This window comes from Herbidospora mongoliensis (genome assembly GCF_001570545.1).
Classification (GTDB): Bacteria; Actinomycetota; Actinomycetes; order Streptosporangiales; family Streptosporangiaceae; genus Herbidospora; species Herbidospora mongoliensis.
In genome coordinates, this window is sequence record NZ_BBXD01000026.1 from 96072 (window position 1) to 115164 (window position 19093).

Consider the following 19093-nt stretch of genomic DNA (forward strand, 5'->3'; position numbering starts at 1 on the left):
ATCGATGACGAATCACCTCTGGCAGCAGGCCGACATCGCCACCAATTCCGAAACCGGCCGTCAGATCCTGGCCCGCCTCCTCGCCCCCGAGCTCGACCGTGCTGTGCAGAGCGGGCTGCTCACCGGCTGGTGGTACATCCGCAAGCAGGTGTGGCGGCTCCGCGTCTGCACTGACGCCGCCGGCTTCGCCACCGTCGCCGACCAGCTCGACAAGCTCGTCGTCGACGGGCAGATCCTTCACTGGCACCCGAACATCTACGAACCCGAGATCATCGCCTTCGGTGGCTCAGACGGCATTGACTGCGCTCACCGCCTCTTCCACGTCGACAGCCACCACCTGCTCGCCCGTGAACGCACCCCGTCACCGCTGGGCCAGCGGGAAATCACCGCCATGCTCTGCGCTGTCCTGCTGCGCGCCGCGGGACTCGACCGCTACGAACAGGGCGACGTGTGGGCCAAGGTCGCCGAAGAACGACCGATCGACCTCGTCGATCCGGCCGTGTTCGATGAGCAGCGCCGCGCGCCTCTGGTGACGGCCATGACGCGGCTGCTCAGCGTCAACCCGGTCGGACTGACCGAATCGGACGGTCCGCTTGCCGGATACCGGCCCTGGATCGACGCGTTCGAGGAGACCGGTCAAGCGCTGCTCACGCTGGCCCAACGTGGCCTGCTGACGCGCGGGCTACGCGCCGTGCTGGCGCACCACATCATCTTTCACGCCAACCGGGCCGGGATCTCCGTGTCCGATCTATCCACTATGGCGGCCCTCGCCATGACCGGCACCTTCGGCTTCGACGCCGTGGTGTTGCTCCGGCCAGGGTCACCACCGACCTTTAAGGTTTCCCAGATGACTACCGTAAGTGATCAAGAGGCAACTCCCGAGGCCCTTCGCGTCGCGATGACCGAGAGGCTGGCCGGGGACCAGGTGATCCAGAGTCCTGGCGTGCGCGCCGCGTTCGCAGCTGTTCCCCGCCACCTGTTCGTTCCCCACGTTCCGGCACGAGACGCCTACGCCGACGAGCCGGTCTACACCAAGACCGCTGGCGACGGTGCCAAGATCAGTGCGGCCAGCCAGCCCCGCATCGTCGGCATGATGCTCGAACAGCTCGACCTCCGACCCGGTGACCGGGTGCTTGAGGCCGGCGCGGGCACCGGTTACAACGCCGCCCTCATGGGGCACCTGGTCGGCGAGGCCGGACACGTCACCACCATCGACGTCGACGCCGATCTCGTCGACGGCGCCCGCCAGCACCTCGCCGCGGCCGAGGTCGGCAACGTCGATGTCCTCCTGGCGGACGGCGCACTCGGCCACCCGGACGGCGCCCCCTACAACCGGATCATCGCCACCGTCGGCGCCTACGAGGTCCCCACCGCCTGGCTTGACCAGCTCGCCGCAGACGGCCGTCTGGTCGTCCCGCTCCGGCTGCGAGGCGCCGCATCCCGCTCCATCGCATTCGTTCGCACCGGCGAGGGATGGCGCAGCGTCGACTCCCAGCTCGCCGTCTTCATGCCGCTGCGCGGGCTCGGGGACGACGCCCGGCGGATCGTGGCCCTCAACTCCGAGCGGGACGTGACGCTCCAGGTCAACAAGGACCAGGACGTTGACGCCGGCCAGCTCGCCGACCTGCTCGACACTCTGGCCGTGACCGTGTGGACCGGCGTCGTCTTCCCGCCGATGGTGCCGTACGAGTGGCTCGACCTGTGGCTGGCGCTGCGGCTCCCGAACTCCATCATGCGGATGAACGCGGCCGAGGCGGCGATCGACCGCAAGCAGGTCGATCCGATGTTCCCGTGGGGCGCGATGGCCACCGTCGAAGGACCGAACCTCGCCTACCTCGCCCTGCGTCCGGCCACGCCGGTCGACGGGCAGAAACGGTACGAGATCGGCGTCACCGGCCACGGGCCCGCCGCCGTGTCCCTGGCCGACCGCATCGCTGCGGAGGCAACCACCTGGGATGCTCGGTTCCGGCACCGCGCTGTTCGCTTCGAGCTGTCCGACACCGCCCCGACAGCCAACCCGGACGAGGGCCAGTTCGTCATCGACCGGCCGCGCCACCCCATCAGCGTCATCTGGGAATGACGCGATGGACCCCACCGGGCCGATAGCACAACGCTTTCCTCTGATCGCCCGGTCGCGTCCACCGTGTACAGCCTTGTCCGCGAGGATCACCGCTCTCGCTGAACTCGCGGACAGGGCTGCCCAGGATGGCGACCGGACCACCGCATCACGTGTCCACAACCAGGCCGCCCTCATCGCGTCGGATTGTGGGCAGCCCGACCTCGCCCGTGCCTGGTGCCACCGCCACGCACTCGCCTATCTCGCCGGGCCGGTCGACGACTCCCAAACAGCCCGCAACGCTCTCGAACCCCTGGTCAACCTAGCCCGGCTCCACACTCGCGCCGGCTCCGGAGATGCTGCTGTCGCTCTGCTCGACGACCTCTACCAGTCTGTCCTGAGCCGAATAGACACGGTCATCGACGGCCTGACTGTCCCTGCGGCCGCACTTACCAACACCGCCGACGGCCACCGTGAACTCAGCCGCTGGCTGTGGAGTGTGCAACTGGCCGACGGCACTCGTGCCCTGACCGTCGCTGGCCGCTGGTACGAAGCCGAGACCTGGCTGCGGTGCCACAACGGCATCGGTACGCGAATGCTCGACGGACGCCAGGTCGCCATCATCGCCCGCGCCACCTGCGGCGAGCACTCCGATGCCCTGCAATTGCTCGCCGACACCGAACCTGGTGAGCCGTGGGAGGCCGCCGTGAACGCCTGCCTCACCACGCTGATCCGAGCGGACATCCAGCAGTTGCGCCCATCTGACCTGGCTGGCGTGGTGTCCCGGTGCCGGAACGTACAGCCGGACGCCACGCTGGTGGTCTTCCGTACCCGGCTGGCGCTGTCGCTCATCGACGCCATCGGCGACCTCAATCATCCAACCGCGCAAGCCGTCGCACACGACATATTCCGTGCCGTCCTCGACGCCCGCGATGGCTATGCCGCCCGTGACCTCTTGGCGCACCACGACTGCATCTCGGCAGGAACTGCTGAACAGGCCCAGGACCTGGAGACCGTGCTAGACCAGAGTGGCCTCGGCCGACCGCTGCCCACGTCAACGATCGATCTGCTGGAGACGGCCCTCTCCGTCAGCGAAGCCGTCATCACACAGTTCGCATCGCACAGAGCCAGCGAGCCTCAACAGCCGGGAAGGTGAGGTAGGTGATCCGCCGGCATCACCGACTGATGTGGTGGACGCCGATCAACTCCACAGTGTCGTACATGCCGTTCCCTCAGGTTGGACGGCGGGGAGGGGAGCATGCTCGGCCCTCCCCGCCGCCAGCCGCCAGACCTGCCGTCCGCGCCTGCGGGGGCTACGCGCAGGACGGCTTCGCCCAGGCCCACGGAACCTGGGGTTGGTCGGCGGCGGTTCATCGGAGTGAGAGTTGGGTTCCGCGTCGGTCTTCGCTCTCACCGGGGGGCGCTAGTCAGCTCGCGGACTGGCTGACAGGGGTGCGCTCGATCAGATCTTCCAGTCCGCGGATCAGCCGTGCGCCGTGCGGGAGGACTTCGCCGGCTTCCAGCCCGAGGGGGCGGATAAGCGCCGCGTACATCCCATACCGGATTGGCTGCTGGCAGTCCTTGATCATGGAGTGTCCGATGGTGACGATCCGGTCCGGGCGGCATACCGCAGCCGTGGTGACCAGTTCGTAGAAGATGCCGTCCGGCTTGCTCAATCCCAGTTGCCCTGACTGGAGGAATACGGCGAATAGCTCGTCGATCCCCGCTTCCCGCAGTCCCCATCGCCGGTCCAGGCCGGGGTTGCTGTCGGTGGCCAGCACCAGCCGGAAGCCCGCCGCGTAAAGTCCGTGCACTACCTCGGCGTGTTCGGCCTTGACCGGGGGCATCCCAAGCGCCGGGTTGATGGCGGCGTCTTTGTCGGTCAGGGCCGCATAGTCGAGTACCAGGCAGGCGATGCCGTTCAGCCACGACGCCGCTCCAACGGGTTCGGTCCGCGATTCCTCCGTCTTCTGTGTCATGGCCTCTCTTTCTCTCTGTTCGTCGTGACTCCGGTGAGCATCACGACCGCCTTGTCTCTGGGGGATAGGGGGCTGCGGGTTGAAGGTCGTCAACCTGGACGATGAGCTGGGTCGCCAATGCGTATGGCAGCAGGTCGGCCCGGCTGAAAGACACCTCCACGTTGTGCTCCCCTGTGGGAACCGCCTGGTAGAGGCCAGCGCCGCAGCGTGGGCCAGGGGTGTACATGTCGGCCAGGACCGCAGCCACATGGGACCGGCCTGCTGTGTACACCGCTGAGGAGATTCCCAACCGGGGGCAGCTGTCCAGCGCTTCGGGGATGCAGGTCCTACAGGTCGGGGGTGCGCTGGTCAGGCCACTCGTCTCGTCGATCTCCCGGAACGCCGTCGCGGTCATGATCCACGGAATGCGGCCATCATCGTCCGGCGCCGGTTCTCCGCATACCTGGCACAGCAGTCTCTCCATCGCTGCCCACTGACGCCGTGTATTGAGTAGCCGCCACTGAGGCAACCCCGCCCGTGTCTGCAAACAGCGCGCTCGCAACACCCCGCTCACCACATCGCCCCTCTGGCTGAGGCGATAGGACAACCGGACGCCTCCGATCGATCGCTTCACGAACCCGATCGGGGTGGAGACCAGCTCACCGGAATACGCGATCACGAACGGGACGCGCAGCTTTGGTTGCACCATCGGCCACGTCACGACGAGATCGCCCGTTCCGCGCACGGTCGCGCGGTACCGATTGCGGGTGGCGATCCCTCGTAGGCCGTGATGGTCGCCGCCGTCTGCTCGGACTTGGGCACCGTCACTAGACGTAACGTGTCGGCTCCCGCACCCGCCTCCACCGTCGCGTACACGACCTTCCCGCCGGGGAGCGGACGCCGGTAACCCCAGGCCCGTGACAGCGCGCCAACCAGCAGCAGTCCCCGGCCGCCTTCCTCTTCCTCTGTGGGGTTGACCGCCTTCGGCGGCATGCGGGAGCGGTCCCAGACCTCTACAACGATGCCAGTCCGGATCTGGTAGAGGCCCAGGCCAACCACCGTCGGCGGTTCGCCGGACTCCCCGGCGTTACGGCTTTCGGCGGCCAGGGCGTCTGCCGTCGCCTTCAGAGCGTTGGAGATGAGTTCCGCGGTGATGAGCTCCACGCTCTCCACCAGGTCCGGGCGCTGCCACTGATGGAGCAGATCCCGAACCAAGGCGCGCGCCACGCGTACGGAGATCGGGTGCGCAGACAGCTTTTCGTAGGGCCGCCGAATGCCTTCGACGCTGCCCTCTGCCTCGTACCTACGACGCTCTCCGGTGCCGGCCTCGGTGCGTCGCTCCTGTGGCACTCCTGGTAAGCCTGCCGGTGAAGAACCATGTCGTCCGCCGTTGTCCCGGGCGATGTCGTGCACCGTCGGGTCAGGTTGTTGCTTGTGTCGAGTAGTTCGGAAGCCATCCACGGGTCGCACCTCCCAGAGCGCGGTCACAGTTCGGCGGCCACGCGGCAGTAGCCTGAAGATTCGTCTTTCGCGGCAGACCCGTTATCCGCAGTCGCCCCGTAGGTTTCGGTGACTCGTTTCCGTGCTGGCCGGGGAGTCCTGGCGGCGCCTCGGCGTCGAGCAGCATGCCGGGCGCCGCCAGGCGAGGAGAGCGTTACTCCGGCCATTGGTGCCCTCCTCGAGTACGGCCTGGCTGTTCCCTCCTTGCCAGCCAGGTCGTACGTGGGGACGTGGGGCGCCGCACCGCACCACGTCTGGGTCACAGGTTTTGGGGTGTTAGTACGCCGAAACGGATGAGTTTCGATCTCGGCTTCGCAGATGCTGTCCGCGTTTCTCATACGACTTGGAAGCGACCGCTACTCGCCCAAATACCGTGAATCCGGGCTGTCGCCATTCCTGCTTGAGTGCGCGAAGCAGGGAAAGACCGGCCGCTTCGAGGTGCTGAGCATCGAACGAGCTGTTCCGCCGGCAGAAGTTTCTTCGCGTCTCCGGATCTCCGCCACTGAACACAGCGTTCTCGTACGCGAAAACATATTCTTCGCCGATGCCGACCCGGTTCATCGGGTCACGACGTACATCCCGTGGGTCATAGCAGAGGGGACCGGCCTTCTCAATCCCGACGTAGGCCATCCCTATGGAATCCACGGGATTCTGGAAGAGCGCGGCCACATCATGAAAAGGCAGCAAGAGGATGTCGGGGCGCGAATGCCGAAGGTCGACGAGGTTGGATACCTGCAACTCCCTCCCGGTGTGCCAGTGCTCGACACGGTGCATATCAGTATCGATCAGGATGGTACGCCCTATGAAATGACAAGATTTGTCTCGCGCTCTGACCTTGCTGGCCTGTCCTATGAGATGCCTATTGAATGATGAAGGGCATGGATCGAGTGGGAGGTGCGAATGTCGGCCGCCTGGCGCTTCTGGCGATCCTTTGGGGCTCAAACTTCCTATGGATCTCGATCGCTCTGCGAGGACTCTCCCCGGCCCAGGTGGCCTTCGCTCGACTGGCCCTCGGTGCACTGGTCCTTTTGATCGTGGTGCGGGTGCGAAACTTAGTCTTCCCTGCTAACGGCACCTTGTGGTTTCACCTGACCGTCGCGGCGCTATTCGCGAATGCGATTCCATACACGCTGTTCGCGGTGGCTGAGCAATCGGTCAGTTCTAGTATCGCCGGAGTGATCAACGCCACTACGCCGATTTGGACGATCCTATTTGGGCTGTTCACGGGCTATGATCGTGCGATCTCCCGCTTGAAGCTCGCGGGATTCGGCATCGGCTTCGCCGGCACTGTGGTGATCTTCTCGCCGTGGCAGTCCAGTTCTGAGATTGCTAGCTGGGGAGGAGTCGCGGCCCTCATCTCTGCGGCAAGCTATGGAGTCAGCTATGTGTACATGAACCGCTTTCTAGCTGGCCGCGAACGGCAAGGTTGTGGTCGGAGACGCCCGCGCCATCAGCGCGCTGCTGTCCGATGCGGTTGGGCAGGCGGCGTTGGTTCTCACCTCGCCGCCCTACGGAGCCGCCACACACGGTCACGTGCGCTCCAGCCGCGACAGCGGCCAGCCCGGGGTCCGCAAGTGGAACCACCTCTACTCGCGGGACCGGGCCAACTTGGCTCATCAAGGTCTGCCTGGTCTGCTGGAGGGGTTCGGCCGGATCCTGTCGGGTTGTGTCCGGCTGCTGCGGCCCGGCGGGGTGGTGGCGGTCACCGTCCGCCCCTATCGGGAACGCGGAGAACTCATCGACCTGCCGGGCCAGGTCCAGCAGGCCGCCGGACAGGTTGGTCTTGTCCTGACCGACCGGATCGTGTGCCTGCTGTGCGGGCTGGGCCAGGACCGTCTGGTGAACCGGGCGTCGTTCTTCCAGCTTCACGAGGCCCGCAAGGGCTGGGCGCGGGGTCTGCCGATCCACGCCACCGCGCACGAGGACCTGCTGATCTTCCGCAAGGCTCCGGCCGGCCCGATCCAAGCAGCGCCAGAGCAGAACCCATAGCCATTCGGGGACTGACTAGTCCCAGGGCAATCGGCGTTCTGACCAGCGGATTTTGCTTGACGGCGGGTGTGGAGGTGGGCGTCGATACCGCCGCCACCGACCGGTGCCGCCACGTGCCCAGGGGGCCGCTGTACCCGACCTACGCGGGTCCAGCGCCCGGGGGTGCCGGACGGGCCGGTCGGTGGCGCAGCGCCCCGCACACGCCGCCGTCACCGTGACCGGCCGCCCTGTCGGCCGCCCGGCCGATCGAACCCATAGACGGCCGGTTTCGTGTCCCACCGCTTCCGCAGAGGTGATCAGTGAGGACGAACACGCGAAGCCTGCCGAACCTCCCCGGCAATCTCGGGGAGGCGGGGGCCGAGGTGGTCGACGTGGTGACCGCCGGACGACTGCTCGGCATGGGCCGTACCAAGGCCTACCGCCTGGCCCAAGACGGTGAGTTCCCGTGCCGGGTCCTGCGAATCGGCGGCCGGTACGTCGTCCCGGTCCGTGGTGTGCGGGCGCTGCTCGGATACGCCGACGACGAACCCCGTCGCGGCGACGAGCACGAGAAGGGATGACCTCGGTGGCCAACGGAACCACCTACAAGACCTGCACATGCCGCGACGAGAAAGGAAAACGGCTCGGCGCCAACTGCCCGAAACTCCGCAGACCGAGCCGAGGCGGAGACCGCTGGAGCAGCACCCACGGCAAATGGGCCTACCAACTCGAACTACCGCCACACGCCGACGGCACGCGCCGCAACCCCCTGCGACGGACCGGATTCGACACCCAGGAAGAAGCCGAAGCCGAACTCGACCACGCCCGCGGCCTGCTCGCCCTGGACGAAGACGCCCACGTCAAACGACGCATCACCGACCTGATCCTGGCGGTGCTGAAGAACACCAAGAAACTCCCCGACACCGAGGAGGTCCGGCGCAAGGCCCGCACGCACCAGGACCTCAACCGGCAGATCACCGTCGCCGAATGGCTCGAGGAGTTCCTGGCCCGCAAACGCCGGATCGAAGCCACCACCCGAAACGGCTACGCCGCCCACGTCCGCATCTACCTCACCCCCTACCTGGGGGACATCCGGCTGGACCGCCTGCGGGTCTCCGACGTCGCCGGGATGTTCGACGCGATCGAGGAGTTCAACGACGTCATCGCCATCGAGCGGGCCAGCGGCGACCCGGAGCGGATCAAGAAGGTGCGCTATCGGCGGCCGGTCGGAGCCTCCTCGATGCACCGCATCCGCGCCACTCTGCGGCACGCCCTCAACATCGCGATCAAGCAAGACCGGCTGCGGGACTTCAACCCCGCCGCCGTCGTCGAACTCCCAGCCGTCACCCGGCCCAAACCCGTCATCTGGACCGACGAACGGGTTACCCGCTGGCGAGCCGACTACAACGCCCGCACCGACCTGGCACGCCGGGCACGAGCCAGGGTGGACGTGATCGGCTGCTACATATCCACCCCGCGCCCCTCACCGGTCATGGTGTGGACACCCGCCCAGACCTCAACCTTCCTGACCCGCGCCGAACGCCACCGCCTCCACCTGCTGTACCGGCTGATCACCCTGCGAGGACTTCGCCGAGGCGAGGCGGTGGGCCTGCGCTGGCAGGACGTCAACTTCGCCGGCAACACGATCGGCGTGCACTGGCAGATCACCCAACTCGGCTGGCAACCCGTCCAGGGCAAACCCAAAACCGACGCCAGCGACCGCGTCATCGCCGTCGACGCCGAGACGATGAGACTCCTCAAAAAACACCGCGCCAACCAGGCCAAGGAACGCCTGGCGGCGGGAGACGCCTGGGCCGACAGCGGATTCGCCTTCACCGACGAACTCGGCCGGCCGCTACACCCGCAGATAGCAACCGACCAGTTTTACTGGATCGCCTTCGAAGCGGGCCTCCCGCCGGTCCGGCTGCACGACCTCCGCCACGGGGCCGCCTCCCTGATGCTGGCGGCGGGCGTCGAGATGAAGATCGTGCAGGAGACACTCGGCCATGTCTCCTCGACTTTCACTCGCGACACCTATACCAGCGTCTACCCGGAGGTCGCGGCAGCGGCGGCGGAATCGACGGCAGCCCTCCTGGCCACCCCGTCCCCGTCAGTTCTTTCTCATGGGCGACGCAAACCGAGTTCCGCGCGACGCTTCAGACACTGATCCGGTAGTCACGAGGTGCTCAAGTAAGGCTGATTTCCAGATCAGCACAGGCCCGCTTCGAACTCGAGGCGGGCCTATGCTGTCTTCGGTGGGTGGGGGTGCATGAAGGACATGGGTCGACGCCGATATCTCGCCTATTTCGAAGCGCTCTGGCCCGCTCTCTGACAACCGAGTCGACTGTTGGACTGCGGGTCTGAGGGTGGTCGGCGCTGAGTCGGATGGCTGAGATTTGCCTCGCATTGCGGACTGGCTGGCCCGTCGTAGCAGGATGGAGTTCAGTTCGAGGTAGCGGTTGCCGACTTGCCGAAGCCGTATTTGAGTTCGGCTCGTTGCGCCCGCACACGCTGGCCCTTCATCTGCATCTGCGCGAACTGCTTGCTCACCCCGTAAGCCTCGGCGACGCGCGTGTTGTCCCAGCCGTCGAAGGCCATCCGCGCGGCTGCAGCGAGTGGAATCAACAGCTCGCCGGCCATGAACTTAGCTTCGTTCTCCTGTTTCTCATCGAACTGGCGCTTGTGGTCCTCTCCGAGGATCACCCTGTCGAAGGGGTGTTCCAGCAAGAAATGGCCGAGTTCGTGGGCGATGTTCGACCGGCGCCGGGCGAGGGAGTGGGACTCGTTCTCCACGATGAGACGTGCCGTGCCCAGCGGAACCAGCGCGGCGGACCACGCGGCCGCATCACCGAGGGTGAAGTGACCAAAGGCTTCCGGGCTCACACCGTGATCGAGTAGATCCCCGATTCCGTAAACAGGGATCCCATGGGCGTCGGCCAGCGCGTACGGATCGAGTGGATCTGTCGGGCTCAGCCCGAGCTCTGCCCGCTCCTCGAGCACGACCTCGCGCATCAGCGGCTGCGTCCACCCACCTCGGGCCATTTAGCCCTCCCGGCCTTCTCGTTCGACCCGGAACCGCCGGGCTGCGGCGGCGATGACCTCTTCGAGGTACGCCACATCGTTCTCTGACAGATCACGACGCGCCCGCAGCAGGGGGGCGATGGAGGCCACGAGTTCCGGCTCCTCGTCGTCTGTTCGCATCGGATCCACGTAGAAGGACTCGGCTGGCATCCGCAGCCAGGTGGTCATCGCCGCGAACGCCGTGACGTCCGGCTTCAAGCCGCTGGCCATGCGGGAGATCGTCGACGCTGACACGCCGATCTCCTTGGCCAACTGCCGCCACGATAGGTCCCTTTCGGTGCGCGCGGCATCCAGGGCCGCGTGCAGCGCCTTCACGTTGACCCCAGGGCTGTCGCTCATCCCGGGTGCCCCTGACTTCTACCAACGCTCGATATGTCGCTCACCCCTGCCACAGTAGCAGTGCTCGAAACTTCGAGCACTGGTCTACATCTGGCGCAGGTGTGGACCGGGCTCGCCATGCGCCACAGGAGAAACCCATGTCTCACGACGACCACGGGCGTCCGCCCGTCTCGATCATCGTCAACACCCGCTCGCACCCCTGGCGGGAGAAGGCCATCACTTTCGAGCAGCTCGTCGAGCTCGCCTACCCGGGCCAGCCGCCGACCGACCAGGACACCTTCACTGTCCGGTACAGCCGTGGCCACGACGGGCACGGAGCCGGAAGCCTGACCGCCGGCCGCAGTGTGAACGTCAAGAACGGAATGGTCTTCGATGTCGTCCGCACCTCTCGTTCGTGATCCGGACCTGTCCCGCCTGCTCGACGACGGCTATGACGTCGTGGTGCAGGCGGGGCACCTGCTCGTCCGGCACATTCCCTACGTCACCGAGGCCGGGACCGTCCAATACGGATTCCTCGCCTACCCGGTCACCGTCAGCGGCGACCGGGTCGTCTCCGACACCGACCACCGCATCTGGTTCGGAGGCTCGGCACCGTGCGACGAGCACGGCCGCAGGCTGCCGATGGTCAACGACGAGTTCCGGGCGATTGCCGACGGTGTCCAGGCGAACTTCATGCTGTCCTCCAAACCGGGCCCGAACGGCTACCCCGACCAGTACACCAAGGTCACCGCCTACACCCGGATGATCGCCGACCAGGCACAGGCACTGGACCCGATGGTCACGGCCATCCCGGGAGCGGCCTGGCAGGAAGTCGAGGACGACTCGCCCTTCGTCTACCGCGACACTGCCACCTCGCGGGCCGGGCTTGCGACGGTCCACCGTCGCTTCCGGGGCCACCACATTGCGATCATCGGACTCGGCGGCACCGGCGGGTACATCGTGGACCAGGTCGCCAAGACCGAGGTCGAGTCGATCCTGCTCATCGACGGAGACCACTTCGACAACCACAACGCCTTCCGCGCACCGGGCGCGGCACCGCTGGAGACACTCCGAGAACGCCCGAACAAGGCCGCCTACTTCGCGTCGGTCTACTCCCGGATGCACCGCGGCATCACGACGCACGAGCACTACCTCGACGAGGACAACCTCGAAGTCCTGTCTGGGGTCACCTTCGTGTTCCTGGCCTCGGACGACGCGCTGAGCAAAATCCCGATCATGGACTGGCTGGAGACCCGAGGCGTGCCGTTCATCGACGTCGGCATGGGCATCGAGGAGATCGATGGCAAGCTCACGGGCCTGCTGCGAGTCTCCACCAGCCTGCCGCAACGTCGCGCAGAAGCCCGTCGCAGAATCCCGGCCCCGGCCCCGGAACGCGACGACTACGGCCGCAACATCCAGACCGCCGACCTCAACGCGCTCAACGCACTTCTCGCTGTCGGCCGCTGGAAACGCCACATCGGCGTCTATGCCGATATGACCAACGAGGCCTTCACCACCTATTCACTGATCACGAACGAGATCGCCAACGAGGACCTGCCATGACTGCGGTCGCGTTCCTGCGCCCGGAGTTCGTCGAAAGCTTCCCTCCGGAGATGACGCACGGAGTCCTCTACGTCTCCATCCCCTACGCGACCTGCGGACACCTATGCGCCTGCGGCTGCGGACAAGAGATCGTCACCCCGCTGTCACCCGCACAGTGGGCACTAACCTACGACGGCCAGAACGTTTCCCTACGTCCTTCGATCGGTAACTGGGGGCTGCCCTGCTACTCCCACTACTGGATCAAGGAAGGCGCGGTGCGGTGGAGCCGCCGCTACACGGCCGACGAGATCGCCGACAACCGGGCTCGCGACCGAAGAGACCTGCGGGAGCACCTCGATCAAGACCGCCCAGGCCCGATTTCGAAGATGATTCGCCGCCTCTGGCCATAACTCTGCGAGGTGAAGCCTTCAACCCACGTGCGACTTCGGGGCGAAATGGGAACTCCGACCTCGGTCTGATTCCGCGTGAGGTGAGGAACCGATCGCGTCATCGGTCGGCGGCATCGAGTTCAGGGGACGACTGTCATGTCGGGTTTCCTGTTGGGTCATCGAGCAGATCGAATCGGAGGTCCACGAAGATCTTGTCGATCGGTACATCGTGGGCGCGACAGTACGACACGATGTCTTCCCACTGCAGGTCGCCGGGATGTGGTCGCGTGGCCACGTATGGGCCGACGAAGGTGTCGAAGTGCATGTCCTCGTATTCGATCTTCGCGAACCTCCGTCCGATCAGCTGACCCACCCGACTGACCACCTCCTGCTCGGTCATCCTTGTGAAATCCATCAACTCCTGGATTTCAACGGCGTATGTTGCACCGATTTCCACTTGCCCGACGAGGTCACGGCCGTGTTGCAAGAGGAGGGCGAGCATCACTCGGGCAGGTCGGCTGAGGCTCTGGATGCTCTCCGCGAACGTGGCCATAGCCGCGACATTGCCGTCCCGGATCTCGGAATCGTCATCGTCTTCCCACTGGTGATGGGCGAGAAAAGCCTTCAACGTGCGAGCAGGACTCACGGCGGTGTCCTCGGTCCGATCGGCGACGAGAACCGGTTCGTGGCCGGCCAGAACCGAGATAGCCTCCGGGCCGCAAAAATGCTCGACCCAGTGTCGGCCGAAGAATTCGTCCACGAGACGTGGGTGATCTTTCAGTAAAGTTGAAACTTCCTGAGAGCCCCATGAAACGAAGACGATTCCAAGCTGTGCCAGTCGTTCACTCTGCTTCCGGATTTCGGTGTCAAGCTGTGTTTTGCGCAGATCGAAGGAAGTGGCGAAGTAGAACGAGGCGGTCTTGTCTGCCCATTCGCCGACCAGGAAATCGTTGACAGCTTTCTTGATCCTTGCGGCGGTGAGAGTCTTGACCCGACGTGACTGCAGGACGGCGTAAACCCTCTCTCCGTCTCCCTCGTTCGTCGGAGGCACTGAGCGCCGCGCGTAGACGTCGATCCCATCCTGCGCTTGCCCTGCCACACCGAACAGCCTGGCATCGACACGTTCGACAATCTGCAATAGCCGTTGGAACAGATGCTCAGCGTCGACCCATTCCAGTTGGTCGATAGGCAACATCTGGGGCCTGGTATTGATTGGCGGCATAGGTTTCATCGTTTTAAATTTCTTATGGCATGAGGTGCAGGGCCGCGCCATCCCAGTAGAGATGCTCGGCATCGGTCCACGAGGTCGGGTAGCGGTTCAACCGGACGGCTTCTGGCGTGAATTCGGGGAACACATCGGGAGGCAGAGGTTCACCTGTATAGCTGTTCACCCACTCTGTGGCTACAGGGCTGGGCTTCCAATCTGGGTCGCCGATGAGAACTGCGGCGACCATCTTGGGTTTGAGAACGACGGACTCGCCTGGAACCCGCCATTCACGTTCCCAGCTGAAATCCAGTAACCCACGTCCGTCAGTCCGGATTGGATTTCCCCAGACCTGCACGTCTTCGGGCCACTGCTGGTGGGCCGACTCGGGGGGATAAGCGATGCCTCCGCCACCGGCCGCGATGACATCGGCGCGGCGAAGCAAGATGCCCCAAGGGGGCATCCCCCGCTCGGCGAGCATGTGTAAGAGATGATCGCCAGGGCTCTCGGACAGGCACACGGCTGGCCCGTGGGCGCGGAAAGGAGTGAATCCGCGGATGGTTTGAGTGGTGAGGATGGAGTTCAAGCGCTCCTGAGGGGTCATCGCCCGAATCGGAGGGGGTACGTGGGGAGTGATCGGCGACCATGCCTTCCGACCACAGAAGTGGATCAGAAAGTTGCTCTGGCCGGGTCCGGTAGAGGACAGAATCGGCGGCAACGGAGCATGGTCGGGATACGTCATGATGCTTATGATCTCGTTATTTGAGAGCAGGCCGGACCAAACGGCTCAATGGGGCAACCGGGGCGGACTGCCTTATTGGCGGGCAAGCACAGCCAGTGCTCAAGTGAGCCGCCCTCTGGCCGCCATGTCCCTTGAGGTGGCTGAGATGGGCGACGCGCAGTTCGCGTGGCTACCGGCTTCTGGTCCATACGGGCTGCTCGCAGCGTCGCGTGACGCCCCTGATGCCGGTGCACATCTTGATCACGTCGATGTGGCTGAAGATGGTGCTCTTCTCGCTGCATCCCCACTCGGCTCCGTTGGTGTCGGCGACGGTATGGATGCCGAGGATCGAGGTGGCGTACTCGGCCTCGACATACAGGTTGTCGGCCTTGTTGTCGCACACCACGATGTGCTGGCGGTCCTCCGAGACATGAATGCTCCCGGCGGCGGTCGAGTGGCCCCATTCCGGGCCGGGATCAGCGGGCGCTGCGGACGCGGCGACCGTCGCGGCGAGGACAGCCGAGAGGATGAACGCACGAACAAGCACAACGATCCGTTCCAGGAGGGGCCGTCAAAACGGCTGCCATCCTGAACGACCTTCACCCCGGCCTCGGCGTGTTGACCAAGGCTTGACCCCAAGCCGACCTGGTCCAGGAGGGCGGCGCTCGTAAGCCCGCCTTCGAGTGATGTTCTATGGCCGTCAGATCGATCCGACATGACGCCGGCCCACTTAGCGATCTTCGCCCTGGCATGCGGACGTACCAATGAGCAATCGCCGAGCAACCAAGGCCGATCTCGCCTCGCTGTCCGAGGCCCCAAACCGGGGCATAACCACCGGTCAAATCGGGACAAGAGTGGTGGGGCGCCAGGGATTCGAACCCTGAACCTACGGATTAAAAGTCCGGAGCTCTGCCATTGAGCTAGCACCCCTTGCCATGCAGGGTACAGCGATCGGCTCACCGGAGCGAAGCAGTTCCCTGTGATCAGCCTACCGGCCGCCTCACCGATACGCCGCCACCCCGGTCAGCGCCTCCCCGAGCACCAGCGTGTGAATCTCCTGGGTCCCCTCATACGTCAGCACCGACTCCAGGTTGTTCATGTGCCGGATGACCGGATACTCCAGCGTCACCCCGTTCGCCCCCAGGATCGACCGAGCCTCCCGGGCCACATCCAGAGCCGCCCGTACGTTGGCCAGCTTCCCGAACGACACCTGCTGCGGCCGCAAGACGCCCGCGTCCTTAAGGGAACCAAGGTGCAGCGCCGTCAACCCGGCCTGCCCAAGAGCAACAGCCATCCACGCCAGCTTCTCCTGCGTGAGCTGAAAAGCGGCGATCGGCTTCCCGAACTGAACCCGCGTCTTCGAATACTCAAGCGCCGCCTCGAAACAAGCCCGCCCAGCGCCGACAACCCCCCAGAGGATCCCGAACCGAGCCTCCGACAGACACGCCAGAGGCCCGCGAAGCCCGACGACATCCAGAACGGAAGAAGCCGGCACCCGCACGTCGTCGAAGTACAGCGACGAGGTGACAGAAGCCCGGAGGGAAAGCTTCCGATGGATCAAGGAAGCCGAGAACCCGGGAGACGACGTGGGCACCACGAAACCGCGAATCCCCTCGTCGGTCTGCGCCCACACCACTGCCACGTCGGACACCGACCCGTTGGTGATCCACATTTTCGACCCGTTGAGGATCCAGTCGCCCGAGGGGTCCTGTTTCGCGAAGGTCTTCATGTTCGAAGGGTCGGATCCGTGATCGGGCTCGGTCAGCCCGAAGCATCCGATGGCCGTTCCGGCGGCGAGCTGCGGCAGCCACTCCTCTTTGACCTCAGAAGAGCCGTATTTCCACATGGGAAACATCGCCAAAGATCCTTGAACCGACACAAAAGACCGCAACCCCGAGTCCCCGGCCTCCAGCTCCCTACATGCCACCCCATAAGAGGTGGCATCAAGCCCGGCGCACCCGTATCCGCTCAAATGCATGCCCAGCATGCCGAGCGATCCCAGGACCGGCCCCAGGTCACGGGCCGGGAAAGTCCCTTCCTCGAACCAGGTCGCCACATCGGGGAGGATGGAATCCCTGACGAACCCCTGAGCCGTGTCCCTGACCAGTCGCTGGTCTGCGGTCAGCCGGTCATCGAGGTTGAGAAGGTCCATGAGTGCAGGGTATCCGGGCCGCATCGGGGTAGGGCCAGGGGGAATCCCGATGTGCCATAGACGACAAAAGGGGCACGCTATGGACATGAACGAGATACAGCCCAGTGGCCACGTCAAGCAACTCCGCCGGACTCGAAACGGCCGGATCGTCGCCGGTGTCTGCTCCGGTGTCGGACAGTACGTCGGCATCGACGCGAACATCCTCAGGATCGTTCTCGCGGTCGCGTCGTTCTTCGGCGGCCTCGGCATCGGCGTCTACGCCGTCGCCTGGCTCCTGATCCCGAGCGAGGAGAAGGACGCCTCGATCGTCCAGGACCTCATCGACAAGAACAAGGACAACCCGGTCTGGCTCGACGTCAAGAACAAGACGCAGGAAGGGTGGGCCAAGGCGACCAAGTCGCCGAACGGCCACTCGGCGCCTTCACAGCCGGTGGACCCGTACGCCGCCCACCCTTACGCCCAGACGAAGCAGCCGAACGACTGATCACGTGGTGTGCACCTTGGCGATGATCTCCGTTCGGGACTCCGTCCACGCGATGGCCAGGATGGCCGCGGCACTCAGCCCGGCCACCCCGGCCAGCGCCACCACGGGTTCCGGACCGAGGACCTGCGCGAGCGCGCCGCCGATGAGGATGCCCACCCCCTGTGAGGCGAGCAGGCCTGACTGAACCAGGCCGAACGCCTGACCCCGTCGTTCGGGGGGCACGCACTGGACGAAGGCGGCATTGGCCGCCAGCTGGTATGCGCCTCCCACGCCGGACAGGACCCACAGCACCAAGACGACCTCCAGTGGTGGACGCATCGCGCACACCACCAGCGGAGCGCAGGTCAGCATGGCCATCCAGCCCATCGTCTTGAGACGGGTGCTGGGATTGACGAACCTGCTGAACAGGAACGCCCCGAGAACCGTGCCGGTCGGCATGGCCGCCATGAGCAGGCCGGTGATCACGGGCACCGGGAGACTGCCGTCGTCGAGCTCCGCCGCGTAGGGCACCGCGATGCCCTCGGGCAGCACATAGAAACCGCAGAGCCAGGCGAACAGCACGAGGGTGCGCAGCCGCCGGTCGCCGAAGACCAGCTTGGCGCCCGCGGAGGTCATCGTCCACATCGAGGGTTTCCCCCCGTCTGCCGACACGGTGGCCGACCTGCGGCTCACCCCGGCGACGATGATGAGCGCCGACGCCAGGAACGTGGCGCAGTCGAGCGCCAGCGCCCGATAGGGGCCCAGACCTGCGATGACGGCCCCGCCGGCCGCGAAACCGAGCATCTGGACGGCCTGGTTCGTCATGTTCTGCAGAGCGCTGCCGGCAACGTACTTGTCGCCTTCGAGAATCTCGGGCAGCAGGGCCGCCCGCGCGGCCGAGAACGGCGCGCTGAGCAGGACCACCATGAAGACCAGCACGCACAGTGCCCAGAACGGCGTGCCGGGGATCGCCATGATCGCGACCAGCAGAGCCCGCACGACGTCACAGACGAGCATGACGCGGCGGCGCGGGTAGCGGTCGGCGAGACCGGCCAGCAGGGGACCGCCGAGGATCGGCGGCAGATAGGTCAACGCGTAGACGGCCGCCGTGGCGAGCGCCGACTGGGTGCGATTGAACACGAGCACGGCGAGCGCCACCTGCGCGAGCTGATCGCCGAGCAGGGACAACCCCTGACCGAGCCACAGGGCCCGGAACTCCTTGATCGCGATGACTTCGCCGTAAGTCGCTTGGCGCTCCGCTGGACGGCGGTGTTTCCCCGGCAGTTTTCCGGGCTTCGTGGCCGCCATTTCTCTCCGCTGAGCTCAGGCCATAGCTGACAGACTGTGTTCAGTATGTCACCTACAGTGCCTATCGCGCTCGTGAATAGCAACCCTGCGACTACCATCCGAGTTCGTGAAGCCGATCGTCGTCGATTCCGAAGTGGTGGGCGATCTCGTGCACGACGGTGATCTGCACCTCCTCCACCACGTCAGCCTCGGTTTCACAGATTGCCAAGGTGGTATTTCGGTAGATCTCGATGCGGTCGGGAAGCACTCCTGAGTACCACTCGCCCCGCTCCGTGAGCGGAATGCCCGTGTAGAGACCGAGGAGGCCCTCTTCTGGCGGATCGTCTTCGACCACGACGACCACGTTGTCCATGACTTTGGCCAGATCAGGCGGTATCAGGTCGAGTGCCTCGGCCACGAGCTCTTCGAACTTGCCTCTCGAGACGTCGATCAC

General features: G+C 65.3%; 20 protein-coding genes, 1 tRNA gene and 1 pseudogene. 11 read left to right on the forward strand and 11 right to left on the reverse strand.

Going from position 1 to position 19093, the window contains the following annotated elements:
* Positions 1 to 4: 4 nt before the first annotated feature.
* On the forward strand, positions 5 to 2080 hold the full coding sequence (gene fxlM, locus AW272_RS36485) for a methyltransferase, FxLD system (protein WP_066374735.1): 2076 nt from the start codon (positions 5 to 7) through the stop codon (positions 2078 to 2080).
* A gap of 73 nt (positions 2081 to 2153) precedes the next feature.
* Positions 2154 to 3212 (forward strand): hypothetical protein, encoded by a 1059-nt coding sequence (locus AW272_RS36490; protein WP_218011188.1) that lies wholly within the window; start codon positions 2154 to 2156, stop codon positions 3210 to 3212.
* A 271-nt stretch (positions 3213 to 3483) separates the two neighbouring features.
* On the opposite strand, the gene AW272_RS36495 is transcribed toward AW272_RS36490, so the two are convergent.
* Both AW272_RS36495 and AW272_RS36505 read right to left on the reverse strand, forming a co-directional pair.
* Positions 3484 to 4035 (reverse strand): HAD family hydrolase, encoded by a 552-nt coding sequence (locus AW272_RS36495; RefSeq protein ID WP_066374741.1) that lies wholly within the window; start codon positions 4033 to 4035, stop codon positions 3484 to 3486.
* A 696-nt stretch (positions 4036 to 4731) separates the two neighbouring features.
* Positions 4732 to 5364: an ATP-binding protein gene (locus AW272_RS36505; protein ID WP_066374743.1), complete on the reverse strand. Its 633-nt coding sequence runs from the start codon at positions 5362 to 5364 to the stop codon at positions 4732 to 4734.
* A gap of 468 nt (positions 5365 to 5832) precedes the next feature.
* On the opposite strand from AW272_RS36505, the gene AW272_RS36510 reads away from it, so the two are divergent.
* The 5 genes and pseudogenes from AW272_RS36510 (at position 5833) to AW272_RS36525 (ending at position 9649) form a co-directional block, all read left to right on the forward strand.
* Positions 5833 to 6384, forward strand: a complete 552-nt coding sequence (locus tag AW272_RS36510) for a UTRA domain-containing protein (protein ID WP_066374745.1) — start codon at positions 5833 to 5835, stop codon at positions 6382 to 6384.
* 8 nt (positions 6385 to 6392) lie between these two features.
* A pseudogene (locus tag AW272_RS46185) lies at positions 6393 to 6803 on the forward strand (EamA family transporter); the annotation flags it as partial.
* Between the two features lie 139 nt (positions 6804 to 6942).
* Positions 6943 to 7503 carry a hypothetical protein gene (locus tag AW272_RS45415; protein WP_066374747.1) on the forward strand — a complete coding sequence of 187 codons (561 nt, stop codon included), beginning with the start codon at positions 6943 to 6945 and terminating at the stop codon, positions 7501 to 7503.
* A 299-nt stretch (positions 7504 to 7802) separates the two neighbouring features.
* Positions 7803 to 8063, forward strand: a complete 261-nt coding sequence (locus AW272_RS36520) for a helix-turn-helix transcriptional regulator (protein ID WP_369408820.1) — start codon at positions 7803 to 7805, stop codon at positions 8061 to 8063.
* Between the two features lie 5 nt (positions 8064 to 8068).
* Entirely contained in the window at positions 8069 to 9649 is a 1581-nt protein-coding gene (locus AW272_RS36525) for a site-specific integrase (protein ID WP_245657902.1), read from the forward strand.
* A gap of 275 nt (positions 9650 to 9924) precedes the next feature.
* Here AW272_RS36525 and AW272_RS36530 read toward each other — a convergent pair whose 3' ends face one another.
* Together AW272_RS36530 and AW272_RS36535 are read right to left on the reverse strand one after the other, a co-directional pair.
* A complete protein-coding gene (locus AW272_RS36530; protein ID WP_218011189.1) occupies positions 9925 to 10494 on the reverse strand; it encodes an ImmA/IrrE family metallo-endopeptidase in 570 nt (189 codons plus the stop codon).
* Positions 10495 to 10524: 30 nt separating this feature from the next.
* Positions 10525 to 10902 (reverse strand): helix-turn-helix domain-containing protein, encoded by a 378-nt coding sequence (locus AW272_RS36535; RefSeq protein WP_066374751.1) that lies wholly within the window; start codon positions 10900 to 10902, stop codon positions 10525 to 10527.
* 137 nt (positions 10903 to 11039) lie between these two features.
* Here AW272_RS36535 and AW272_RS36540 point away from each other — a divergent pair, with 137 nt between their 5' ends.
* The 3 genes from AW272_RS36540 to AW272_RS36550 are packed head-to-tail and all read left to right on the forward strand — an operon-like array spanning position 11040 to position 12833.
* Positions 11040 to 11300: a multiubiquitin domain-containing protein gene (locus AW272_RS36540; protein ID WP_066374754.1), complete on the forward strand. Its 261-nt coding sequence runs from the start codon at positions 11040 to 11042 to the stop codon at positions 11298 to 11300.
* Positions 11275 to 12444: a ThiF family adenylyltransferase gene (locus AW272_RS36545; RefSeq protein WP_066374763.1), complete on the forward strand. Its 1170-nt coding sequence runs from the start codon at positions 11275 to 11277 to the stop codon at positions 12442 to 12444. Before AW272_RS36540 ends, AW272_RS36545 begins: the two co-directional genes overlap by 26 nt.
* Positions 12441 to 12833 carry a ubiquitination-like system serine protease family protein gene (locus tag AW272_RS36550; RefSeq protein WP_066374766.1) on the forward strand — a complete coding sequence of 131 codons (393 nt, stop codon included), beginning with the start codon at positions 12441 to 12443 and terminating at the stop codon, positions 12831 to 12833. Before AW272_RS36545 ends, AW272_RS36550 begins: the two co-directional genes overlap by 4 nt.
* A 133-nt stretch (positions 12834 to 12966) precedes the next feature.
* Here AW272_RS36550 and AW272_RS36555 read toward each other — a convergent pair whose 3' ends face one another.
* The 5 genes from AW272_RS36555 to AW272_RS36570 form a co-directional block, all read right to left on the reverse strand.
* Positions 12967 to 14007 (reverse strand): hypothetical protein, encoded by a 1041-nt coding sequence (locus AW272_RS36555; RefSeq protein ID WP_066374770.1) that lies wholly within the window; start codon positions 14005 to 14007, stop codon positions 12967 to 12969.
* A gap of 49 nt (positions 14008 to 14056) precedes the next feature.
* Complete coding sequence (locus tag AW272_RS42840; protein ID WP_157519172.1) at positions 14057 to 14758, reverse strand: hypothetical protein; 702 nt, start codon at positions 14756 to 14758, stop codon at positions 14057 to 14059.
* Between the two features lie 169 nt (positions 14759 to 14927).
* A complete protein-coding gene (locus tag AW272_RS36560; protein WP_066374774.1) occupies positions 14928 to 15284 on the reverse strand; it encodes a hypothetical protein in 357 nt (118 codons plus the stop codon).
* Between the two features lie 308 nt (positions 15285 to 15592).
* Positions 15593 to 15667, reverse strand: a tRNA-Lys gene (locus AW272_RS36565).
* Positions 15668 to 15737: 70 nt separating this feature from the next.
* Positions 15738 to 16889: an acyl-CoA dehydrogenase family protein gene (locus tag AW272_RS36570; protein ID WP_066374776.1), complete on the reverse strand. Its 1152-nt coding sequence runs from the start codon at positions 16887 to 16889 to the stop codon at positions 15738 to 15740.
* A gap of 85 nt (positions 16890 to 16974) precedes the next feature.
* On the opposite strand from AW272_RS36570, the gene AW272_RS36575 reads away from it, so the two are divergent.
* Entirely contained in the window at positions 16975 to 17373 is a 399-nt protein-coding gene (locus AW272_RS36575) for a PspC domain-containing protein (protein ID WP_245657903.1), read from the forward strand.
* On the opposite strand, the gene AW272_RS36580 is transcribed toward AW272_RS36575, so the two are convergent.
* Both AW272_RS36580 and AW272_RS36585 read right to left on the reverse strand, forming a co-directional pair.
* Positions 17374 to 18660 (reverse strand): MFS transporter, encoded by a 1287-nt coding sequence (locus AW272_RS36580; protein WP_066374782.1) that lies wholly within the window; start codon positions 18658 to 18660, stop codon positions 17374 to 17376.
* A 91-nt stretch (positions 18661 to 18751) separates the two neighbouring features.
* Positions 18752 to 19093: a metallopeptidase family protein gene (locus tag AW272_RS36585; RefSeq protein WP_066374786.1), complete on the reverse strand. Its 342-nt coding sequence runs from the start codon at positions 19091 to 19093 to the stop codon at positions 18752 to 18754.

Coding starts and splice junctions, on each gene's coding strand:
- AW272_RS36570 (WP_066374776.1), bottom strand. CDS start 16,889: ATGGACCTTCTCAACCTCGATGACCGGCTGACCGCAGACCAGCGACTG.
- AW272_RS36550 (WP_066374766.1), top strand. CDS start 12,441: ATGACTGCGGTCGCGTTCCTGCGCCCGGAGTTCGTCGAAAGCTTCCCT.
- AW272_RS36495 (WP_066374741.1), bottom strand. CDS start 4,035: ATGACACAGAAGACGGAGGAATCGCGGACCGAACCCGTTGGAGCGGCG.
- AW272_RS36540 (WP_066374754.1), top strand. CDS start 11,040: ATGTCTCACGACGACCACGGGCGTCCGCCCGTCTCGATCATCGTCAAC.
- AW272_RS36510 (WP_066374745.1), top strand. CDS start 5,833: ATGCTGTCCGCGTTTCTCATACGACTTGGAAGCGACCGCTACTCGCCC.
- AW272_RS42840 (WP_157519172.1), bottom strand. CDS start 14,758: ATGACGTATCCCGACCATGCTCCGTTGCCGCCGATTCTGTCCTCTACC.
- AW272_RS36575 (WP_245657903.1), top strand. CDS start 16,975: ATGAACGAGATACAGCCCAGTGGCCACGTCAAGCAACTCCGCCGGACT.
- fxlM (WP_066374735.1), top strand. CDS start 5: ATGACGAATCACCTCTGGCAGCAGGCCGACATCGCCACCAATTCCGAA.
- AW272_RS36530 (WP_218011189.1), bottom strand. CDS start 10,494: ATGCGCGAGGTCGTGCTCGAGGAGCGGGCAGAGCTCGGGCTGAGCCCG.
- AW272_RS36545 (WP_066374763.1), top strand. CDS start 11,275: ATGTCGTCCGCACCTCTCGTTCGTGATCCGGACCTGTCCCGCCTGCTC.
- AW272_RS36580 (WP_066374782.1), bottom strand. CDS start 18,660: ATGGCGGCCACGAAGCCCGGAAAACTGCCGGGGAAACACCGCCGTCCA.
- AW272_RS36555 (WP_066374770.1), bottom strand. CDS start 14,007: ATGTTGCCTATCGACCAACTGGAATGGGTCGACGCTGAGCATCTGTTC.
- AW272_RS36535 (WP_066374751.1), bottom strand. CDS start 10,902: ATGAGCGACAGCCCTGGGGTCAACGTGAAGGCGCTGCACGCGGCCCTG.